We start from the raw sequence: 18,750 nt of genomic DNA on the forward strand, positions 1-18,750 counted from the left end.
CACTTGTATGGTCAAAGCTGTACCCATACCAGGGCATGCGCCTTGGTACAAAAAACACCTGTAGTATTCGCCTCCACGAAGGCTACCGAGCGTATGCCGCTGAGCTGCACGACCTGCCCTAAAATCAGTCTTGCACTCACCAATAAAAAGTGAATGCAAGACCCATTTCAATAACTAAAACCAGCCTGAAATCATGCGTGAAACATCAGTGAAGAAATTCTTGATGGACGACCATGCATTGGCCAACCACTTGGCAACGCTTTGGACAATCGAAGTGAAAAAGTCGATAATTGCACTGTACACTTTGTTCGCCAAGGCACAGACACTTTCAAAAGCAAAAAGAATTGCCTTGCCAGCCCCAGGATTCTCTTGGTGGATCAGCTTTGCTTTTTCGCGCCAACGATCAATCGCCGCAGCATTGTCTCTTTTGGCCTTGTCGGCCATTTCATCGATCCTTTTACTGAATTCATCCTGATTCTGCGAGGACTGCAGCGCTGTCGTGTACTCGGACGTCTTGCCATGAAAGCCAGCACTGTCGGCATTCAAATCCGCCTTGCAGTCACCTGTAAATCGACTAACTGCTTGGTCACTGCCACTGTCGGACAGAGCACCAACGGCAAGCGAAACAGGTTCAAGACTGGCATACAGCGCCCTCAGCCCTTCCGATTCGGCACTGTAACTCTGGGCCCTCCTGTCACTTTTAAAGTGACTCGCCATATCATCAATAATACTCTCGAAGTCATTACGAGCAAAAGCAACATTTTGCGCTGGCATCTTCTTCTCCTTGAATATTAAAACAACCCTCGACAACGCCCTCAATATAGTACACCCCGAGCCAGCGTCAAAAAATCAAACACTAAACTTGTACATAATCATTTTTTACTACTACCAGCTGGCAGCATCGATATTAAGCGCCACACAAGCGCACACTGTTATTCTGCTGCCCAAGCACGAATAAGATAACCCGAAAGTTTACCCGCGCTAACCGCAGCTGTTATGGGCAGGGCGCAGAGCCCGACGTCCCTGTGTGCTTGCACACCGAAATGCGCACCACCACTCGCCTTCAAATCGACTGGAAAACCCCTCGCATGACTGCCTCAGGCACGCCAGGTGTTCATTTTTGCCAAGGCGTTCGACGCAACCTCGACTCGCATGAACTCAACGAATGACTGGTCAGAGCTTGAGGCAGCGACAATTGGGTGCGGAATCGGTACAGGATTAAATTTCGTTCACGTTACGCCCTTTAGATATAAGGCATTCGACAGCGCTTCGACCATACTCCAAAGATGTTTTCCGCGTTTTTCTGAGTTTACGTGAGTGGGGAAACCCAATGAATTCAGGGGGTTCGCCACTCGCGTCAACGCTGCAGCACGCGCCAAAACACATCCACTGGTACAAAAATTGGTACGAGCCACACCCCTCCTCCGGCGTTCTGCCGACCGCTCCCCCTCTCCCCATCGCTACACCTCGTCGGCTGCTGCTGGCCGGGCGCACTCAATCGAAATACTGTATACGCATACAGTATTCGTTTAGGTGCCATCCATGGACATCGACACAGCCGGCTTCGAGCTCGGCATGCCGACCCACGTCGAAATGCTCGAGCATCAGTGCCACATGCTCTGCAACGAGAATGACCAGCTCAGGCGAGCCCTGGCCAAAGCGCAGCGCAACATCAACAAGCTGGTCGAGATCAACCAGGACCTGCTCGCGCAGATCGCCGTTGAGCATCGACGGGCCAACGGCGCGTATGTCGAGTACGTCCACCTGATGAACTACGCCAGGTGTCGGTATGGGATTCAGCTCGACAAGGATGGCTATGCAGCAGACCCCCACGAGCAGGTCAGGAGCCGCCCTTGAGTGCGTCGTAGGACGCCTCGCAGGCCAGGCCGGCTACTCGGGCTCGGTCATACGCTGCCGCCAGTTCTCGATTCGTTTCGACAGACCTGTCGAGCAATCCGGAGAGCACCATGGCGGCGCGGCGGGCTGCCTCGCTTCGAGCGGCAGCGGCGGGATCCTGGCCGGGGCAACCGACGGTGGCGGCGAGTTTTCCGGCTTCGACGCGCAGCCGCTGGCCAGCAGCATCAGCCCCAGCAGCAGCGCCTTCAGCGATTGTTCGTTGTTCCTGAGCATGCGCCCTCACCTCCTCATGCACCGCAGCGCGGCGTTGTTCTTCCTGGCGGGCTCCGCGCTCGCCCAGCACTTCAGCCAAGCGATCGCCGCTGTCCCGGGTCGCTGACGCGGCTTCAGCCTCGGCGCGCTCAACTGATCGCCCGTGCTGGTAGACGAGCCAGTACGACCCGACCACGGCAAGCAGCGCGATCACACGAACGCCCCAACCGCTCACGCAGCCCCCAGAAACAGATCACGCTCAGCGGCGCGGCGGCGGACCAGGCCCGGCAGAACCTTTCCCCCCGCCTTGTTCCACCGCGGGAACTGCTCAGCGGCGGCGCCATAATCCCCGGCATTGAGCAGGCGCCGCAGCGTCGACGACTCGAGGTTGGCCGATCCCAGGTTGTAGGTGAAGCTGATCATGGCGTCCCACTGGTTCTGGTTCAGCGGCGCCGTGACCAGTCGCTGCACTTCCGGCTCGAACCGCTGCACGTCATTCAGCAGCATGCGCTCGGCTTGCTCCTTGCTGATCGACATGCCGGGCTTCACCCCGCGGGTGGTGCCGTAGCCGATGGTCCAGACGCCGACAGCATCCTGATAGGCTTGCAGGCGCAGGCCTTCGAACGACTTGATGAGGCTCAAGCCGCGTTGCGATGTACGCATGGGTTTTCTCCAGGCAAAAAAATACCGCCAGGCGGCGGTCGGTGGGTTCGGTGCGGGTCAGGCTGGCAGCGCGGGCCAGTCGATCGCTGCGGGGTAACCAGGTTGTTCGGGCAGGCGATTCAGCGCCACGCGGTAGCGCTTCCATTCTTTCAGGCGCAGGGCCTCGGCCTCGGTCGCTTCGTCCAGGTCTACCGCATCCTGCAGCGGGGCGATCGCCTGATCGGCCTGCGCTCGGCGAAGCGCGATCTCGGCTGCCGCCTCAGCGCGCTGCTGCTCGAGCAGGTTCGCCGCCTTCTGTCCGGCGGTAATGACCCGGGACCAATTGATGACGCCAACCGTCGCCGGCTGGGGCTCAGTCGCGGCGATCCCAGGCAGTGCGACCTCCCCATCTGGTGGATCAATGATGTCGGCCGGGAATCGCGCCTCGTACGGGGCATCAGCTGCATGCGGCAGGCGAAGCGATACGATCAGCTTGCCGTCCTTTCGCTCGATAGGGTCGAGGACGAACTTGCTCCCGACAGCATCCGCCGGAAGCGTTTCGCCATCCTGCAACCTGGTGAAGTCCAGCGCCAGACTGTTGATCGTCAGCATATCGCCAAGACGGGACACCGCGATCAGCTCATCGGAGCGGACCGGTGAAAGCTTGATAATCATCAGAACCACCTCCCTTCGACACTCCAGCGCACAACGAACTGCTGCGCACCGGAGGCGCCATTCCTGACCGTGATAGTCATGTTGCTGGAAGTCACGGAAGAGATGCCCGTGACGCCGTAGTGGTCCAAGCTGGCGAACGGCTCGACGGCAGCCGAAGGTGCAATCGTCTCGGAAGAGTTCAGGCCGATCGGCAGCTGGATTGTGGTGCTGGTGGTGCTGTTGACGGCGATGGATGCGGTGGTGAACGAGCCGCGCAGCAGCGCAGTGCCATCGGCAAACTGGGTGTACTGGCCGTTTGCGTTCGAGCCTCGGCCAATGATCGCGCCCGTCGGGACTCCGCCGGACTGGCTGACGGAGCCGACGATGTCTGCAAGGGCTGCCGATTTCAGGCCGAGTCCGGTCCGTGCCTCTGCCGCCGTCTTACCGCCCGTTCCGCCCTGGGCGATGCTGAGGGCCGTGGTCAGCCCGCTCAGCGAGGTGATGTCGCTGTTCATTCCTCGGGCTGCTGCGCCAATGTTTACCCGCAAGGTAGCAGCATCTGCAGCTCCGCCAAACAGCGCCAGGGTCGCACCGAACTGGTCGACCAGTTGCCGCAGGCGGTCGGCGGACTCTTTTACGTAGCCCTGCATCGGGGCGAGTCCGTACAGCCCTCCAGCCACCGTTGCCCCTTGATAGGCCGGAAGGATGCTGATGACCGTTGTGCTGGCAATGTTCGCCAGCTCATAAACGTTTCCATCAGGACCAATAAACGCATCACCCACGCGACTGTTCGCGGGGAAATCTGTTCCAACGCCGACCACCGTTGTCTGTCCAGCGGTAATCGAGACAGTACCCTGTCTATACCATGGCATATGCAAGTCTCAGTTAAATGGAAATGGAAGCCCGGACGTCTTAATCACGAGGGCCTGAGGAAAAACTGCAGGGATCTGCCGCCAATAGTTGTATGGAAAACTACCGACAATGGCCCTGGTAGTTGCTGCAGCAACAGTAAACATGAACCTTACCCCGCCACTGTAGCCGCCGCATCCTTCCTGGCATCCAAATTCAAACCCTCCTGCCCCGGAAAATGAACCGTTACAACCTGCTGAGCGCGTGAACGTAATGGCGGCAGCCAACTCTCCAGCCGCCACTGGTACATCGACGTAAGACTTCATCTGGTAGTAAGTTGATCCGCCGTTGTTACCGATCATTGCATTGTAACCACCGTCATAGGCCTCGTATCGGTAGTCGAAATTTGGGCTGACCAACCTGCCAAGGCCTGGGGCCTGCACCGAGGCAATGATGTTTAGCGGCGGCTGCCCGGAGTTGAACGTCAGCTCCCAAGGGTTCTCCTTGTAGCACTTGAGCCCAGTGATCGGGCCATTGTCAGTCATCAGGTCGAAGACGTAGGCCTTTGTGCTGGACGAAGCCCCTACGAACAGAAGAGTCTTCACGCCAGAGACAAGCATCTCCCCACACGGACTGCCATCACCCACCAGGAACGCAATAGGCGAGCTCCAAATTGACAGCGCGATTCCATAGATTGGCTCTCTTGGGTCTGGGTCGTCGTTCCAGTTTTCGCCATTGTTCGGATCAAGCTGAGCAGACCTCAGGTACTTCTGGGACCAATTACCTACAAACTGAAGATACCCACTTTTGCGAAGCCCATAACAAATCAAATCAGTATCAAATAAAAGCTGTTGATCCGATTCCCGATACGCAACAAATTTGCCGGCCATCAGTAGTATCCAAAGTAAATTCGACAGTTAGCCGAGAAGTACCCCCAGTTGTTGGTGCTGTAGGAGTACGTCCAGGTTATGGTGTTACCTGAAATGCTAACGCCAGGCCTTTTCCCCTTTTCCCTGTTCATGTCAACGAGCGACACGATCATGTAGAACCGTTGCCGCCCAGCAGGTACGGGCGGCATCGTTGCACTTCCGTTCGCGCTGCCAGTCACAACGCTTCCCTGCGTCTGACTGACGAGCACTGTCATGTCAGTTACGACCGATCCGTCTTCTGCGAAGGCAAGAAAGCCTGTGCTCATATGCCGATACCCATCATGGTAGCCGGGTTGCCGCTGGTGAAGTAGGTGTTGACCTGGCCGTTGGTAATGAGGGTCGAGCCGTTTGCGTCCTGACCACGGAACGTCACTACCCCCGTCTTGAAGTTCATTTCAAGCAGAGGGCGGCCTTGGGAGTCTCTCGATTCCGAGACAATCGACATGCCAGCCACTATCTGCTGGATGTAGGCCGTGTTGATGAGCGCCTGATTGATGAACACCTGGCCACCCTGAACAACGAACGGCGAAGACAGCGCGCCGTTGATGTTGTTCACCACAGCGAACCGGTCCGCAGACACCAGGAACTGGCTCTGCAGGCCCGCCGGGCCGTTCTCGATGCCGAGGCCGATACCGGCGGCAACGAAATGCCCCTGCGCGTTCAGCTGCATCTTGACCGACCACATCGTGCTGGCTTTGCCCTCGAGGTTGGCCTGGGCCTGGCTGACGGTCTGGACCGTTGCGTTGGTCTGGCCAATCTTGGCGTCGAGCGTTTCGGAGCTGCGCGCAAGCGCCTCGGTTTCGCTCGCCCGAACCATCTGTTCGCGAGCCAGTCGAGCCTTGGAGCTCCAGCCCGCGAGCGCATCCGCAAGCTCTCCCTCCCCGCTGTCAGGCCGCCAGGCCGCTTGCAGCGCGCTCAGCTGGCTGGCCGATGCTTCGACCTTACCGTCCACCTCCTCGATCTTGGCGGTGTTGGTCTGCACCTGCTGGGCCAGGCCATTGGCCGACTCGATGGACTGACCAACGTCGATCCAGAACGAAGCGTTTGGCGGCGCATTGGCTCCGCTCGGGTCGGCTGGTACGTCATGGATAGCCTGGTAGATCCGGCTGTCCTCAACCACCATCTGGCCCTCTTCGTACGGCTCGTCCTTGTTGTAGGCCTTCAGGCCATCCAGGGCGTCGATCTGGTCCTGCAGGCCGTCGATCTTGTTCCTCAACTCCTCGCCAAGCATGGACTCGTCGATCTCGCCGGAGATCATGTCGAGGATGGGGCCGGGGTCCGTCTGGGCGATACCCTGAACAGCAGCGGGCGGCACCGGGAAGAACGGCCCGATGTTCCCGGTTCGGTCGACCAGGCGCGCCCAGAAGAAGAACGACGCGCCGGCGGCCAGGCCGGACATAACGTGCTCCGACTGCGGGTAAGCCAGATCGGCCAGCTTGGTGGCGCTGGTCAGGTCGTTGATCGCGCTGCTCCAGATCTCCGTGCGCTGGGTATCCTCGGCGCCCGGCGGCATCCCCCACTTCAGGCGAATCGCGAAGATCTCGCTGGTCGCCGTGAGGAACGTCACTGCTGGTGGTGCACCCTCCTTCCCTTTCAGGTCGGTGAGCACAGAACTGCGCCAGGTCGACGTGATATCGAAGGCGCTGACCGCGCGCACGCGCGCCAGATACTGGCCGGCGTAGATCCCAACCACGTCTACCGACGCAGTACCGGTGCGCTGCAGGCGGATCCAGTTGCCGCTGTCCTTGCGCCACTCGACGTCATAGGCCACGGCCCCTTCCACTGCCGGCCAAGCGATTGTCATGGTGCTGACGGCCAGACCTTGGGCAATCGCGTAGTCGGACGTCAGGGTCACGCTCGCCGGCGGCGGCACGGTCGTCACCGGGATGACGCTGATCGGCCGCTCCTCGAGCTTGGCGCCGGTGTCGATCGAGGCGAACTTGCTTGGGTTGAACTCCAGGCCGGTGATCTCATACTCGCCCTCGGCGGTGCGCGAGGTCTTCAGCACCCGGAACAGCTGGATGGCCAGGTCGTCGGCATCGATCGCCCACTGCAGCTCTGGCTCTGGCTGCACACTGTAGGCCGTGGTCACCGTCACGACGCGGCCAGCCACAGACTGCACCGTGCGGCCCTGGGCGCTGCCATTGGGCAGGTTGATGATCAGCCGGTCGCCGGCCTTGATCTGCGTATCACGGTCCAGGGTCACGACCTTGCCAGCCGCCGCAGCGATTCGGCCACCGTTGGGGCGCCCCGAAAGCAGCTCATCCGCCACCGGGATGACATGGCCAGGCAGTGGGATGCGCCCTTCCATGCCGGTCTTGAAGGTGACGGTGCGGTCCTGGCTGTTGCTCAGCAGCGCCCACTTCCCGCGGCGCTGGGCCTCGCTGGCCCTGGTGCAGCCAATGGCCGAGATCTCGATCGGGCGGTCCTGGTATCTCCGCTGCAGCGCCAGGTCGGTGACCGGGATGACGTCGGTGTCGTAGTTGTTGCCCGGGTTGTCGTAACTGACCAGGGCGCGACTGTAGTGCGTGCTGCGCTCGGCCCCACCGTAGGTGAACTCGCCGTCGATGACGTTCGCCCGCGTGAACACATAGTCGAAGTCCTGCGCCCGGGGCATGTCGGCCTGCATGAACAGCGCGCCCTGCGCCCAGTACACCATGCCGCGGTAGATGGCCGACAGGTCGCGCAGCAGCGTCCAGGCCTCGGCCTTGGCCTGCAGATTCATGTCGCACAGGAACCGCGGCTCCTGGCCCCCGACTCCATCCGGCACCAGCTGGTCGCAGTACTGGGCGATGCGGTACATCTCCCACTTGTCGACCATCCACGACTTAATGCGCTTGCCCAGGCCAAACCGGTCTTCGACGCACAGGCCATAGGTGACAAAGGCCGGGTTGTTGGTCCAGGCCTGCTTGAAGGTGCCGTCCCAGGTGCCGGTGTAGGTGCGGGCGATCGGGTCGTAGTTGGTCGGCACCGGCCAGCGCCGGGCCTTGCACTTCACGGTCACCGACGGGATGTTCTGGAACTGCTCGGCGTCGAACTCTATGTAGAGCAGCGCAGTGTTCGGGTACCGCAGCTTCTGGTCGATGATCTCGGTGTAGGCCGCGATCGTCATCGTGTCTGCGATGGTGCCGGTGTTGGCGTTCGGCGTGAGGCGGCGGGCGCGGATCACCCAGCCCGAGGTAGCCGCCGGCAGGTCGACGCGCACGGATCGCTGATAGCCGCCGCTGGTCTTCCCGCTGACGGCGTTGCGGTGCGCCTCGACGAAGGCGCCACCGTCGGTTGCGATGTCGATGGCGTACTCGATGGTATAGCCGTTGGTGTCGCCAGTGGTCGGGTTCTGCTGGAGCAGGCGCGGCCAGGAGAAGCGCAGGCGCACGGCCGACAGCTGAGTGTTGCTCAGCGCGCGGGTCCACGGCTGGTCACTGCGCAGCTCCACACCGACCGACGTCTCGCTCTCGATCGCCGGGATGCCCTGGATGTAGTCCTGTTCAACGGTGCCGCGGCGCCACTCCCACTTCACGCCAGGGAAGTTCACGTTGCCGCTGACGTCCATGATCGGGGTGTTGTCGAGGTAGATATCCCGGTCAGTTGGGGTGCCGTCGAACTCGCCCTCGCCCACGGCCAGCAGGATCTTGGCGATGTTCGTCGAGCGAAGGCTGTCGGGGGCCTCGTAGGGCGCCTTGGGCTTCTTCTCGCCGCCCTTGGCGCCGGTGACGGCAGGTTGAAGTGCTGCGCCCATGCTTTCCTCCGGGCAATAAAAAACCGCCCGAAGGCGGCCTGGTGACGGCTCAGTCTCTACGCTTTGTCTTCGGCGTAAACGGATGCGGAGATGATCGCCCCGCCCCAGCGCCGATCACCGATGCAGATCGGTACCGGATTGCCGCTGGCGGTTGTGTTGTTCGCGCTGCCGAAGGCGTAGCTGGGCAGGTTCTCGGGCGCTGCGCTCTGCGACAGCCCTTTGGCCTGTGGGCTGAGCATCTGGATAACGCCGCCCGCCGCCAGGGCGATACCCGGAGCCAGGGTGCTGCCACCCGTAAAAGGAGAGGCAATGATCAAGAGCGCGCCGATGATTGTCTGCAGCAGACCGGCGCGCTTACTACCCTCAACGACCGGCACAATCCGGACCTCGCGGGTGCCGCCTCGCCCCATGTCGTCGGGCCCGACGTTCTTCCGGTTGCGAAATACGGCGAAGTGCATGCCCAGGCCGTCCAGGCGCCGGATCTCCTCTTCAAACCCGGCAAGCGTTGCCTTCAAGGCCTTGAACGCCTCCCAGGTGTCGCCGCTGTCGAGCTGCCGGCGATGCGTACGGCCGAACTTCTGGGCGAGCGATCCTGAGAGCTTAATGGTCGTCATAGGGCAGTAAACGATAGCGCTCATCGGGCCTCCTTGTGGCGCAGGATCAGGCGGGCGCGGTCATGCCATGGGCCGCCGTAGATGATCACCTCGGACGGCCTGCCGTACAGGTGGTGCAGCAGGAACGGACCAGTGCCGTATAGCTCGGCTCGCTCGCCGGGAAGGCTTGGGTCGCCGGCGAGATAGATGCCCGCGTGATTCGGGTGCACCGTCCGGCCCACGGCCATGACGATCATGTCGCCGCGCTCTGGCCGGTCCACCTGGTAGAACCCGGCAGCCTCGTAGGCCTGCTCGTACAGGCTCGGCCCGGCGGCCTGCTCCCACCAACCGTCCTCCCGGGTGTAGGCCGGGAAGCCCAGGCCCCACTCCCGCTGGTACCAGTCTGCGCAGACCTGCCAGCAGTCCCAGGCGCCGTGCACGAAGGGCCGGCCCAGAAGCGGCGTTTCGCCGGTTGGCGTGATGGTCCGCAGGTCGCCCTCCGGCCACGACAGGATATGCCATGGCAGCCCCGTGGCCTCGCACATTGCCAGGTCGCGCGGAGAAGGCCTGCTGGTGGCGTCAGGGTGCGAGTGCACGACGCCGATCACCTGCCCCTGGTCTTCCGCCTCGGCGTACTGCTCCGGTGCGATGCGGAATTCCTCGGTCGGCTCGGTAGCCACGTTGGCGCAGGGGAAGTACACCTGCTTGCGGCCCACGGCCAGGATCAGCCCGCAGCACTCGCGCGGGTACTCCGCCGCGGCGTGCTTCTGCACGGCAGCGAGGATGTGTTTCAGCATGATCAGCTCCTGGCGATCAGGGAGACAGCCGGGAAGCCGCCGAACGGCAGCTGGTTGCCCTGGCCGAAGCGCGCGACACAGCCGGTGTCCAGGCATCCGTTGCACTGGTCCTTGGCCGGGTCGTCCGTGGGGTTCCCGTCGAAGTCGAAGTACGGCCCGGTGTAGCCGCAGTTCGGCCCACGGTATCCGTTGGTCATGGACCAGTGGCAGAGCTGGGTCATCTGGCGGCCAATGCTCTCACCGCCCACATCGCCCGGGCTGGACAGCTCCCACGACACCGTCGCGCCGTTCTCCGACACCTTCTGGTCGATGTACCAGACCTCCGTGCTTTCCTGGGTCGGATCAGCCTCAGGATTGCCGGCGGGGAAGTTCACCGGGTCCAGGTACCGCTTCAGGGTCTGCCTGATCGTCAGCTTGAACTCGAGCAGGTTGTCGAAGGCCAGGCACAGGGCGGTAATCCGGCCGTTGACGTTGCCGACAGAGATCGTCGGGCGCACCGCAGTACCGTCCGAGTTCGCCTCGATACCCTCGATCTGCATCGGCCAGGCGTCGTATTCGTTGCCCTGCCACCAGATCGACTTGGCCGGCAGCTGGTCGGCATTCGCGCCGGCCGCTGCCAGCTCTGCGGGCGAGTGCGGGATCGCATGCCCGTGGAAGCGCAGGATATCGGCGCCCCAGTCCGAGCCGTCGAGCTCGAACAGCAGCACCTCGCTGCCCGGCTGGAGCAGCTGGATGTCTTTGATCAGTGACATGGTGACTCCTTACGGGTGGAAGGCCCGCTGGAAGGTGGCGGTGACCTTGAATTGCTCACCGCCCATGGGGGTCGGTTTGGGATCGACGCAGGTGAACAGGCCCAGCTCGCCAAGCGGGGTGCTCCAGAGGAACGCCTTCGCGCCAGCGTGCCGGTCGAAGAAGGCCATGACCTCCAGCACCCGGGCCTTCCTGCCAGTGATGGTCACCGGGTAGCTGTCTTCCTTGTTGTTCGGGCCGTCGCCAACGACCTGTCGGTACCCACCGCCGAAGCGAGACTCCCGCACCCGGTACTGGATATCGGGGGTCTCACCGCGCTCGGTGAGCCAGCGAAAGGTTTCTATCGACATAGAGATCTCGGTAAGATTCTGACTTTCAGCCAAGGAATGAGGTGCTACATGAAACTGACACTTAAGAGCTTCAGCCTCTACGACGTCGACTCGCCGAACGAACCGACAAAAATTGGAGCGGAGCTTGATGTGAATTTCGACCGCAGCCACGGTCAAATAGGCGGCCGAATTGGCCTCACTTTCCCCCATGAAGGCGCAGAGTCCTTGACCTTCAAAGAGGTGGAAAAGCTGGCAACGGAAAAGGTTCTGGCCGCACTCTGACACTATCGACGCTGCATGGTCCTGCCAATGGCTCCATCAGGACGCAGGTCCATGCTCAAGAGCTTCCGGTACTTTGCCTCTACGAATGCGCCGATCTCCTTGCCAAACTGGTCCATCATCGGCGCCTTCGATTCGACCTGAGTAGATCCGTCGCTGTTGATCGTGATCGATACGCTGACCGGCGCCGCTGCAGCGGTCGCTGAGTCACTCCCCGCTCTTCCCAGGGCGCGAACCCCCAAGTTTCCATCCGGCGCTCGGGTCAGAGGCATGATCGCCTCCGGCCCGGCCTCACCGAACACGCCCGCCCCCTTCGCGAACGCGAAGAACTGAGGCGTGCTGTGCACCTGGTTGCTGAAGTGCGACAGGCTCGGCGAGTCGTACACCCCGCCCTTGGCATTGGGCACAAAAGAGCCCTCGCTGAACCCTGTCATGGTCCCCTCGCCGACCGCCGAAGCCCCACCGCCGAAGAACCCGCCAATGGCCGACCCAAACAGGCTGCCGGCAATGCCGGTGATCGCCTGCCTGGTCGCAATCCTGGCCATGTCTGCCAGCACCGACTTGGCGAAGTCGGAGAACGACAGCTTGCCGGTAATTGCGAAGTTCGCCACAGCGTCCTCCATGCTGGAGAAAGCGTTGCTGAACAGTGTGCGGGTTTGGCCGGCAACGTCCCGGGCCTGTTCCAGGTAACTGCTGAACGCAGACGATGCCCCGTTGCGCCAGTCACCCTGCGCCGCCGTCATGGCGTCGTAGTTGGCGATGGTGGTTTCCTGCAGGTCTCGCTCGGTCTTATTCAGTGCCGCCAGCTTCTGGTTGTACTCGTCAAGGCTCATGCCGCGGGAGCCATCGCCGTACTGATTGGCCAGGTCCAGCCGCTGCTGATTCATCCGGTCGGTGATGCCGTTCTGCTGGTCCTGCAAGGCGCGCTGTCGGTCGCCAAGGCCCAGACCATCTGCCGCTCGCTGCCCCTGAAGCCTCAGGGCCTTGACCTGTTGATCAAGGGCATCAGTGTAGGTCTGCACCGCCCTCGCCTGCTTGGCCAGGCGGCCCTGCTCATTGGTCGCGAGCACGGCCAATTCCGAATCCGCATCCTTCTGCGCCTTGACCATGGCGGCCCGCGCGTCGGCGATCTTCTGGTCTAGCTGGATTCGCTGTTGTGCACTGGTGCTTCTCCGAGCCTTGGCGTCCTCCAGCGCCTTGATTTCGGCCTCGTAGGCGTTGGTGACCTCAGCCTTCTGCTGTTCGACGATCGCGGCGCGCTGGGAGGCGTACGACTCTTGGGAGATGATCCCGGCCTTCTGCGCCGCATCCAGCTCCTTCTGGTGATTCTTGTACTCAGCCAGGATGGCGCTCAGCGCGTTCTTCTGGTTGTTGAAGCTGGATAAATCAACCGCTGAAGAACGCGCTGCGGCCGGTTTGAACTTAGCCTTGGTCTGCGCCTCCAGGGCGGTCTCCTGCTCAGCAGTAATCGTGTAGCCAGCGCGGCGAGCCTCTGCGACTTGCCGCCTATTTTCATCAAGCGCTTTCTTCAGTTTTTCAGACTTCGGTGCTGTGCTGTCGATAGCCTTCTGAAGGGCCTGATAGGCTTTGGTGCCGCGCTCTACGGCCTCCGCCTCGAACATGGCTGCTCGAGCCCTGGATTGGTCATCAACCTCCTGCTGAAGAACCCCAGTCCACTCTTTGCCAATCTCTGTTGTGCTGCCCTGGGCAGCCTCAAAGCCGGACAGAAGCCCGCCGCCTAGACCCCCAGCACCAATGTTCGCTCGCTGCTCAAGTTGACGGAGCTTGTCCTCAAAGGTCTCCTCTCGACCGATGTCGAGAAATGCATCCCAGGCCCCCTTAGCCGCCCCCTTAGCAGAGTCCCAGGCACGCTCTACATACCCCAAATTACGCTGTATCTCTCCGGCGCGCTTTGTCAAAGCATCCGCATATGCACCCTCGGCAATTTGCTGAGCCCCAAGGGTATCTCCTTGCTCTTGAAGTGCATGAATCTGACTGAAAACTGCCGCGGTCAAGAAGCGATACTTTTCGTTAAGGGCGACTACGGCCTTGACTGGATCATCTGCAAGCTTTGCAAATTCAGCCACAGTTTCAGACGCAGCCCTTCCAGTCGCCTTCTCGAACGAAAGCGCGGCAATCGCGATCTGCTCAAAGCTGGAGCTGACTATTTTTCCGGTCCCTGCGAGCTGAGCCAGAACAGCAGCAGCCGCTCCCGTGGTGCCAACGGTTGAGCCAACCTGTCTCGCCATTGCAGCCAGGCCAGATGTCGTGGCGCCCGCTGCATTTCCGGTCGTCACCAGGCTCTGAAGAAACGCATCTTGCTCCTTACTACCTTGATAGTACGCAAGCCCCAGAGCGGCAAGTGCGGCTCCTGCGGCAGTCAGCGGGGTTACTAGCCCAGCCACATAGCCGCCCATTGCCTTCGCTGCTGGTCCGATGCCCCCAAGGGAGTCTTTCAACTGCCCGCCTTGTTGAATGGCCACCATCATCAGAGGCTGACCGCCTGCGATGGATGTCACGATGTCCGTGAACTGCATCGGAACCATGCGCAGTGCTGCAGCGGTCTGCTTGGCCGTCATGCCGGTTCTGTTCAGCGCAGCGTCGGCGCCGCCAAGCGCAGTACGCGCCTGATCAATTTTCGCCTGGTACTCGCCGAACGTCTCCGCGTCGAGCGCGCCGCTGGTGCGGAAGCCCTTCAGCTTCTGCTCCATCTGGTCCAGCCGGCTAATGGCAGCCACGGTCGGGTCGATCTTGCCCAGCAGATCCTCGAGCGCCTCGCCTTCCTCACGCTGAGCGCCAGCCGTTTTCTTGGCTGCCTGGGCCAGACGCTCCTCGGTCGCCAGAAGCGCCTGGGCACGACCGTTGATGGCGGCCTGGCGGCTGGCCTTGTCCGATAGAACGGCGTTCGCCTGGGCGGTGACCTCGGCCGTTTGTTCAGTCGCACGGTTCAGCGACTGGACGTACTGGCTGGCCTCCAGCGAAGCCTTGGCCACGGCCAGAATCCTGGCCTGCTGCTCGTCGGCAGATTCGGCGGCGCGCCGTCCAGCCTGTGCACCGGCGTCCGTGGCGCTGGTGAGGGCCTCCTGCACCTTGCCCGCCTGCGCGACCTCAGTCCGGAACGACCCCATGTTGGCGGCGGCGTTGCTGAAAGCCGTGGAAGCGCTGGTAACGGCGCGCCCCACGGTGGCCATCTGCTGAGCCAGCTCGGCCTGCTTGGCATTGAGCGCCTGCAGCTCCTGAACGATCTGCCGGGTGTCACCCTGCAGACTGCCGAGCGCTACCTCCCAGGCGCGCCCAGTTCGTCCAGCCGACTCCTCACTGCGCTTACCGGCGTCCGTTAGCTGATCGAGGTTATCTTTCGCCTCAACGGCATCGCCGGAGTCGATCTGCAGGCCAAGGGAGGCGATGGTGGTCATGATTTTCTCCAGGCGTAAAAAAGCCCGCGCTAGGCGGGCCTTGGTTCAGGCTACTCTTTCGTTCGGCACTGATCGAAGTTTTCATACCAAAAACTAACTAAGGCAGAGACGCGAGGCTCACTTCCAGTGAACTCACTCGTGATTTCAATGATTTCATCGCTCAACTTGTACTTGCTCGATGCCCAGACCACGCCCCACGGCACTCGCTCGTCCTTAACCGGCATCCCATACTTCGCCTTCAATTCGACCATCAACGGCGAGCTCGATCGGTTCACGTTCTCAAAGCGCATCTGTACCAAGCAGAGGCCACCGTCCTTGGTGAACACGTAGTTGTAACTGTCCGCTTGAGCGTCCAGCTTCGGTGCCTGTTTTGAAGAATAGATAGTGGCCCCGACATTGTTTGAGCCTTCCTTTTGCAGCACAGCGTGCTTCTCTATTTGCTCTAGCTTGAGGCCCATCTTCGTTCCTGCGGGGCCGCCCCAGGGTCCGTCATCAGAACAGCCGTACACCACCGCTGCGGCCATAGTCACCAGTGCCAAACGCTTCATTCGCGCCCTCCTTGTTAATGAGGGCAATCTACCATCGCGTCGTGTCAGTGCAAAACCAAGCAGCGGCACCAAAAGAAAAGGCACCCGAAGGTGCCCTCTCGATGCCGTTTACGGCCCATGCCCCGCCCCACCAAGCCATACCTCAGCTTGCCAGACCTGACCGAACCCCGCCTGACCTGGTCAGACCAGAGCACACCGTGCCAGTTGGTGACTGTCGCCACCGCAATACCCTCTCATTGAACGGGCATTACGCTGTTTTCAGCCCATGTCATACCTAGCCTTGCCCTACCCCGACACGCCATGCCGTGCCGCCGATGACTGTCGCCACCGCACAACGCACCCTCTGGATGCGCTGTACGCTGTGAAATCAGCTCAACGCCTTGGTGGTCATGCCGCGCAGTGCGGAGAACTTCGCAACCTGGTCCAGGTTGTCACGCCGCTGCTCATCCGTCAGCTCAGTGATCCGCAGGTGCCGGAGCTTCTGCCCGGTGCTGCGGAACACCTTGCGGACATTGCGTCCCAGCTCATCCATCGCCACGCCTGTCTGCTCATGCGGCGGCACCCAGCGGTAGCCGCGTCCACGAACCGACTGCAGGCACACCTGATGGTCGCGCAGCAGTTCAGCCTTAAACGCTTCGACATTGGCCAGCCACTCGAACTGCCTATCTCGAAACTGCTCAACCGTCAGTGACCTAGATTCGCTCATCAAAAGCATCCCGAACCGCGCCTCCAGCCAGTCATGACCGACGAGATCACCGTACTTGAACTGCGCCAGGAAGTCTTCGACTGCCTGCTTGTGTACTGGATACTTGGTGACTTCAGACATAGGCCACCTCGAAGCGTCCGAAGCGCGGCCGATACTCGCAGACGCCGATCAGCTTTCCGGAGTCCTCGATAGCCTTCTTGACCTCCTGCAGGTCCAGTACATCTGTGTTGATCGCCACCTCAAGCTGACAGGCCCAGTCGAGGAAGATCGGGCGGTATCGCATGATCTTGGCTTGGCCAACCTTAACGCCCCGGCAGTCGACGAAGCGCTGATCTTCCCACAGCGACTCCGGCGTATCCGGGCCGTCGAACTCCAGTGAAGCCTTGTCCGTCATGACCAGCGCGCCGCGTTTCCAGTGCGTGCCGAGCTTTTGAAGCTTCGCGCCAGCCAAGAAGGTGGCGTCGAAGTTCGCTCCAGGGATGTGGATGCCTGCCCGCGCATCGAAATAGGCACCAGCAATAAACTCGGACTTCGCAATGGCGACATGATCGTCATCAACTTTTTTGCGCTTGCTGGTGAGCTCCCGATGCGCCTTCGTGGCCGGGTGCAACGGGTTGGCCAGCTTGTCGGAATGCATCATCAGCGGCGAGGTACCCTTGATGGTCAGGGTCAGAAGCTCCATGCTCATGCTCCCGCCCTCCGGGCCATGCACTCGTATCGGCTCTTTAGATTCATGACGGCAGCCATCAAAAACTGGAACATGTCAGGAGTCGAGACAGGAACATCTCCAGGAGTCGCCACCATGCATGCCATCAGATCGCGCTGGGTAAGCACGTAAGCATCATGCGGGATTTCCTCAATCGCTTGTTCGCCCTTATAGTTAAACGCTACCAAGTACCGCTTTTGCGGACCGCCAACGATCTGTACCTGGTCGCGCTTCGGCAAAAACTCACCCTCGACCACCGCGTAGGATGCGATGAAATTTCGAGCGCCATCCAGGTGCTCGGCAGGAATGTCTGCGGCAGATCGAACGCCGAAAGCCGCATGGACTTGAGACCAGATCTTTGCAGTGGCGCGGCGCTGGACTGGAGCTGGAAGCGATGCAACTTTGCCCTTCACAATTGCGCCAAGCATGTGGAAGCCGTCAGTCCCGATAGTCTGACCAATCAGGGTTGCCAGGCGCCCGTGCTGGTCGTCGTAACGGCCTGTCTTACGGATAGCTGGCAGCACATCACCGGCAAGCCAGATCTGGAAAGGGAGGGCTTTGGGCTTGTCGGAGCGCCCAAGCACAAAATACAGGCCTTGCTCGGAAATCATCAGTGTTTGCTGAGTGCCGCCAGGGGTGTGCAACCGATGAACACCCTTCCAGGCATCAGGTACGTGCGACATAGCACGGGAAGGCTTGTAGGTTTCTGCATACTCCAAGGAGTCGAGAACATCCTGCGCGGCAAACCAAGGCTCGCCGGCGATCAGCAGCGTGCGCACCTGCTGCTTTCCGAAATTGAACGGGACCACTTTTGTGCTATTATTCGCCATGACGTTGTTTTCCTGATAGATGACTGCGTTGATCTCCGAAGCCTCAGTCGCGCCAACGACTGGGGCTTTTTCATGCCCGCTGTTTCTGCTCATCCTGCACCTCCTCCTCCATCATTTTTTTCAGGCGATAGATGACCTCGCCGTTTATTGTGCGTCCGTTCATATCTGCTTCACCTAGCAGCCACTCACGCATTGCGGGGGCCAGCCTTAACACCGTCTGAACCTTTGCCTCACCCTTTTTCATCAACCTCTCCAAGACAGACATGTGATCAGTTGTGATCATTTAAGCGCTCTATAGATCACCTGTCAAGTGTGATCACTTACTTCCTTTTCTTGTCTGGTATAGTGATATGAAACCTTGTTACCGGAAGGCTTCTAGTACGCAATGACCGACACCAGATCTTTCGCCGAGCGCCTACTGTGGGCGCGATCAGAGGCCGGCCTCACACAAAAGGACCTCGCTGAACAGAGTGGAATTAGCCAGCCTCAGATCGTTCGTTACGAGGCTGGGCGCTCCAAGCCACGGCTCGGCGGCGCCCTGAAGCTAGCCCGGGTCCTGAAGATGGATGCCTTCGACTTGATGCCAGAGCTGAAGAAGACCACTAAGGAAATCGAAGTACAGCTCAGCGCCGAGGAGGCCGAGCAGTTCGACACAGAGGCGGCGAAGCTTGGCATCTCAACTGAAGAGCTCATGCGCAAACTGACTATCATCGGCCTTCGCATGAAGCTGAAAGACCCCGAGACTCGACGACTGATGGAAGAGGAGTTTCCTGGCATGCTGGAGCGCTTCGATGCGTTACCAGGCCCGGATGAAGAAGAAGACGAGGAACTCTCTAAGTAATCCCAAGCCCGGCCCGCGCCGGGTTTCTCTTAC

Annotated in this window: 20 protein-coding genes; 3 read left to right on the top strand and 17 right to left on the bottom strand. The window is 60.7% G+C overall.

Annotation, left to right across the window (positions count from 1 at the left end; all coding sequences use genetic code 11):
* Window positions 1-174: 174 nt before the first annotated feature.
* Complete coding sequence (locus ACZ899_RS07470; RefSeq protein WP_234561120.1) at window positions 175-774, bottom strand: hypothetical protein; 600 nt, start codon at window positions 772-774, stop codon at window positions 175-177.
* A gap of 768 nt (window positions 775-1,542) precedes the next feature.
* Here ACZ899_RS07470 and ACZ899_RS07475 point away from each other — a divergent pair.
* The gene (locus ACZ899_RS07475; RefSeq protein ID WP_234561119.1) at window positions 1,543-1,857 is read left to right on the top strand and encodes a hypothetical protein; all 315 of its coding nucleotides are present in this window, start codon (window positions 1,543-1,545) and stop codon (window positions 1,855-1,857) included.
* Here ACZ899_RS07475 and ACZ899_RS07480 read toward each other — a convergent pair.
* From ACZ899_RS07480 to ACZ899_RS07525, 10 genes are all read right to left on the bottom strand, one after another.
* Window positions 1,841-2,323 (bottom strand): DUF2514 domain-containing protein, encoded by a 483-nt coding sequence (locus ACZ899_RS07480; protein ID WP_234561118.1) that lies wholly within the window; start codon window positions 2,321-2,323, stop codon window positions 1,841-1,843. The two genes, ACZ899_RS07475 and ACZ899_RS07480, sit on opposite strands and share 17 nt — an antisense overlap.
* A gap of 17 nt (window positions 2,324-2,340) precedes the next feature.
* A complete protein-coding gene (locus ACZ899_RS07485) occupies window positions 2,341-2,772 on the bottom strand; it encodes a lysozyme (protein WP_234561117.1) in 432 nt (143 codons plus the stop codon).
* A gap of 57 nt (window positions 2,773-2,829) precedes the next feature.
* On the bottom strand, window positions 2,830-3,426 hold the full coding sequence (locus ACZ899_RS07490; RefSeq protein ID WP_234561116.1) for a tail fiber assembly protein: 597 nt from the start codon (window positions 3,424-3,426) through the stop codon (window positions 2,830-2,832).
* Window positions 3,426-4,187, bottom strand: a complete 762-nt coding sequence (locus ACZ899_RS07495; RefSeq protein ID WP_234561115.1) for a phage tail protein — start codon at window positions 4,185-4,187, stop codon at window positions 3,426-3,428. Before ACZ899_RS07495 ends, ACZ899_RS07490 begins: the two co-directional genes overlap by 1 nt.
* A gap of 99 nt (window positions 4,188-4,286) precedes the next feature.
* Window positions 4,287-5,144, bottom strand: coding sequence for a hypothetical protein (locus ACZ899_RS07500; protein WP_234561114.1), 858 nt, complete (start codon window positions 5,142-5,144; stop codon window positions 4,287-4,289).
* 301 nt (window positions 5,145-5,445) lie between these two features.
* On the bottom strand, window positions 5,446-8,922 hold the full coding sequence (locus ACZ899_RS07505; RefSeq protein ID WP_234561113.1) for a TipJ family phage tail tip protein: 3,477 nt from the start codon (window positions 8,920-8,922) through the stop codon (window positions 5,446-5,448).
* Window positions 8,923-8,978: 56 nt separating this feature from the next.
* On the bottom strand, window positions 8,979-9,560 hold the full coding sequence (locus ACZ899_RS07510; protein ID WP_234561112.1) for a tail assembly protein: 582 nt from the start codon (window positions 9,558-9,560) through the stop codon (window positions 8,979-8,981).
* A complete protein-coding gene (locus ACZ899_RS07515) occupies window positions 9,557-10,312 on the bottom strand; it encodes a C40 family peptidase (RefSeq protein WP_234561111.1) in 756 nt (251 codons plus the stop codon). The genes ACZ899_RS07510 and ACZ899_RS07515 overlap by 4 nt, the downstream gene beginning before the upstream one ends.
* A 2-nt stretch (window positions 10,313-10,314) precedes the next feature.
* Window positions 10,315-11,064 (bottom strand): phage minor tail protein L, encoded by a 750-nt coding sequence (locus ACZ899_RS07520; RefSeq protein ID WP_234561110.1) that lies wholly within the window; start codon window positions 11,062-11,064, stop codon window positions 10,315-10,317.
* Window positions 11,065-11,073: 9 nt separating this feature from the next.
* Complete coding sequence (locus tag ACZ899_RS07525) at window positions 11,074-11,412, bottom strand: phage tail protein (RefSeq protein ID WP_234561109.1); 339 nt, start codon at window positions 11,410-11,412, stop codon at window positions 11,074-11,076.
* Window positions 11,413-11,460: 48 nt separating this feature from the next.
* On the opposite strand from ACZ899_RS07525, the gene ACZ899_RS07530 reads away from it, so the two are divergent.
* Window positions 11,461-11,673 (top strand): hypothetical protein, encoded by a 213-nt coding sequence (locus tag ACZ899_RS07530; protein WP_234561108.1) that lies wholly within the window; start codon window positions 11,461-11,463, stop codon window positions 11,671-11,673.
* A gap of 2 nt (window positions 11,674-11,675) precedes the next feature.
* On the opposite strand, the gene ACZ899_RS07535 is transcribed toward ACZ899_RS07530, so the two are convergent.
* From ACZ899_RS07535 to ACZ899_RS07560, 6 genes are all read right to left on the bottom strand, one after another.
* The gene (locus ACZ899_RS07535; RefSeq protein ID WP_234561107.1) at window positions 11,676-15,086 is read right to left on the bottom strand and encodes a phage tail tape measure protein; all 3,411 of its coding nucleotides are present in this window, start codon (window positions 15,084-15,086) and stop codon (window positions 11,676-11,678) included.
* A gap of 50 nt (window positions 15,087-15,136) precedes the next feature.
* Complete coding sequence (locus ACZ899_RS07540) at window positions 15,137-15,634, bottom strand: hypothetical protein (protein ID WP_234561106.1); 498 nt, start codon at window positions 15,632-15,634, stop codon at window positions 15,137-15,139.
* Between the two features lie 367 nt (window positions 15,635-16,001).
* Window positions 16,002-16,460, bottom strand: coding sequence for a hypothetical protein (locus ACZ899_RS07545; RefSeq protein ID WP_234561105.1), 459 nt, complete (start codon window positions 16,458-16,460; stop codon window positions 16,002-16,004).
* Window positions 16,453-17,028 (bottom strand): hypothetical protein, encoded by a 576-nt coding sequence (locus ACZ899_RS07550; protein WP_326491844.1) that lies wholly within the window; start codon window positions 17,026-17,028, stop codon window positions 16,453-16,455. Before ACZ899_RS07550 ends, ACZ899_RS07545 begins: the two co-directional genes overlap by 8 nt.
* Complete coding sequence (locus ACZ899_RS07555) at window positions 17,025-17,969, bottom strand: BRO-N domain-containing protein (RefSeq protein ID WP_234561103.1); 945 nt, start codon at window positions 17,967-17,969, stop codon at window positions 17,025-17,027. Before ACZ899_RS07555 ends, ACZ899_RS07550 begins: the two co-directional genes overlap by 4 nt.
* Entirely contained in the window at window positions 17,947-18,120 is a 174-nt protein-coding gene (locus tag ACZ899_RS07560; RefSeq protein ID WP_234561102.1) for an Arc family DNA-binding protein, read from the bottom strand. Before ACZ899_RS07560 ends, ACZ899_RS07555 begins: the two co-directional genes overlap by 23 nt.
* Before the next feature lie 141 nt (window positions 18,121-18,261).
* On the opposite strand from ACZ899_RS07560, the gene ACZ899_RS07565 reads away from it, so the two are divergent.
* Window positions 18,262-18,717, top strand: coding sequence for a helix-turn-helix transcriptional regulator (locus ACZ899_RS07565; protein WP_234561101.1), 456 nt, complete (start codon window positions 18,262-18,264; stop codon window positions 18,715-18,717).
* The last annotated feature ends 33 nt before the right edge of the window (window positions 18,718-18,750 follow it).

Source organism: Pseudomonas sp. TE31087 (assembly GCF_057284075.1).

Excerpts from the sequence above, each read along its gene's own strand:
- ACZ899_RS07470 (WP_234561120.1), bottom strand. The coding sequence starts at position 774 with ATGCCAGCGCAAAATGTTGCTTTTGCTCGTAATGACTTCGAGAGTATT.
- ACZ899_RS07475 (WP_234561119.1), top strand. The coding sequence starts at position 1,543 with ATGGACATCGACACAGCCGGCTTCGAGCTCGGCATGCCGACCCACGTC.
- ACZ899_RS07485 (WP_234561117.1), bottom strand. The coding sequence starts at position 2,772 with ATGCGTACATCGCAACGCGGCTTGAGCCTCATCAAGTCGTTCGAAGGC.
- ACZ899_RS07490 (WP_234561116.1), bottom strand. The coding sequence starts at position 3,426 with ATGATTATCAAGCTTTCACCGGTCCGCTCCGATGAGCTGATCGCGGTG.
- ACZ899_RS07500 (WP_234561114.1), bottom strand. The coding sequence starts at position 5,144 with ATGGCCGGCAAATTTGTTGCGTATCGGGAATCGGATCAACAGCTTTTA.
- ACZ899_RS07505 (WP_234561113.1), bottom strand. The coding sequence starts at position 8,922 with ATGGGCGCAGCACTTCAACCTGCCGTCACCGGCGCCAAGGGCGGCGAG.
- ACZ899_RS07510 (WP_234561112.1), bottom strand. The coding sequence starts at position 9,560 with ATGAGCGCTATCGTTTACTGCCCTATGACGACCATTAAGCTCTCAGGA.
- ACZ899_RS07515 (WP_234561111.1), bottom strand. The coding sequence starts at position 10,312 with ATGCTGAAACACATCCTCGCTGCCGTGCAGAAGCACGCCGCGGCGGAG.
- ACZ899_RS07520 (WP_234561110.1), bottom strand. The coding sequence starts at position 11,064 with ATGTCACTGATCAAAGACATCCAGCTGCTCCAGCCGGGCAGCGAGGTG.
- ACZ899_RS07525 (WP_234561109.1), bottom strand. The coding sequence starts at position 11,412 with ATGTCGATAGAAACCTTTCGCTGGCTCACCGAGCGCGGTGAGACCCCC.
- ACZ899_RS07530 (WP_234561108.1), top strand. The coding sequence starts at position 11,461 with ATGAAACTGACACTTAAGAGCTTCAGCCTCTACGACGTCGACTCGCCG.
- ACZ899_RS07535 (WP_234561107.1), bottom strand. The coding sequence starts at position 15,086 with ATGACCACCATCGCCTCCCTTGGCCTGCAGATCGACTCCGGCGATGCC.
- ACZ899_RS07540 (WP_234561106.1), bottom strand. The coding sequence starts at position 15,634 with ATGAAGCGTTTGGCACTGGTGACTATGGCCGCAGCGGTGGTGTACGGC.
- ACZ899_RS07545 (WP_234561105.1), bottom strand. The coding sequence starts at position 16,460 with ATGTCTGAAGTCACCAAGTATCCAGTACACAAGCAGGCAGTCGAAGAC.
- ACZ899_RS07550 (WP_326491844.1), bottom strand. The coding sequence starts at position 17,028 with ATGAGCATGGAGCTTCTGACCCTGACCATCAAGGGTACCTCGCCGCTG.
- ACZ899_RS07555 (WP_234561103.1), bottom strand. The coding sequence starts at position 17,969 with ATGAGCAGAAACAGCGGGCATGAAAAAGCCCCAGTCGTTGGCGCGACT.
- ACZ899_RS07560 (WP_234561102.1), bottom strand. The coding sequence starts at position 18,120 with ATGAAAAAGGGTGAGGCAAAGGTTCAGACGGTGTTAAGGCTGGCCCCC.
- ACZ899_RS07565 (WP_234561101.1), top strand. The coding sequence starts at position 18,262 with ATGACCGACACCAGATCTTTCGCCGAGCGCCTACTGTGGGCGCGATCA.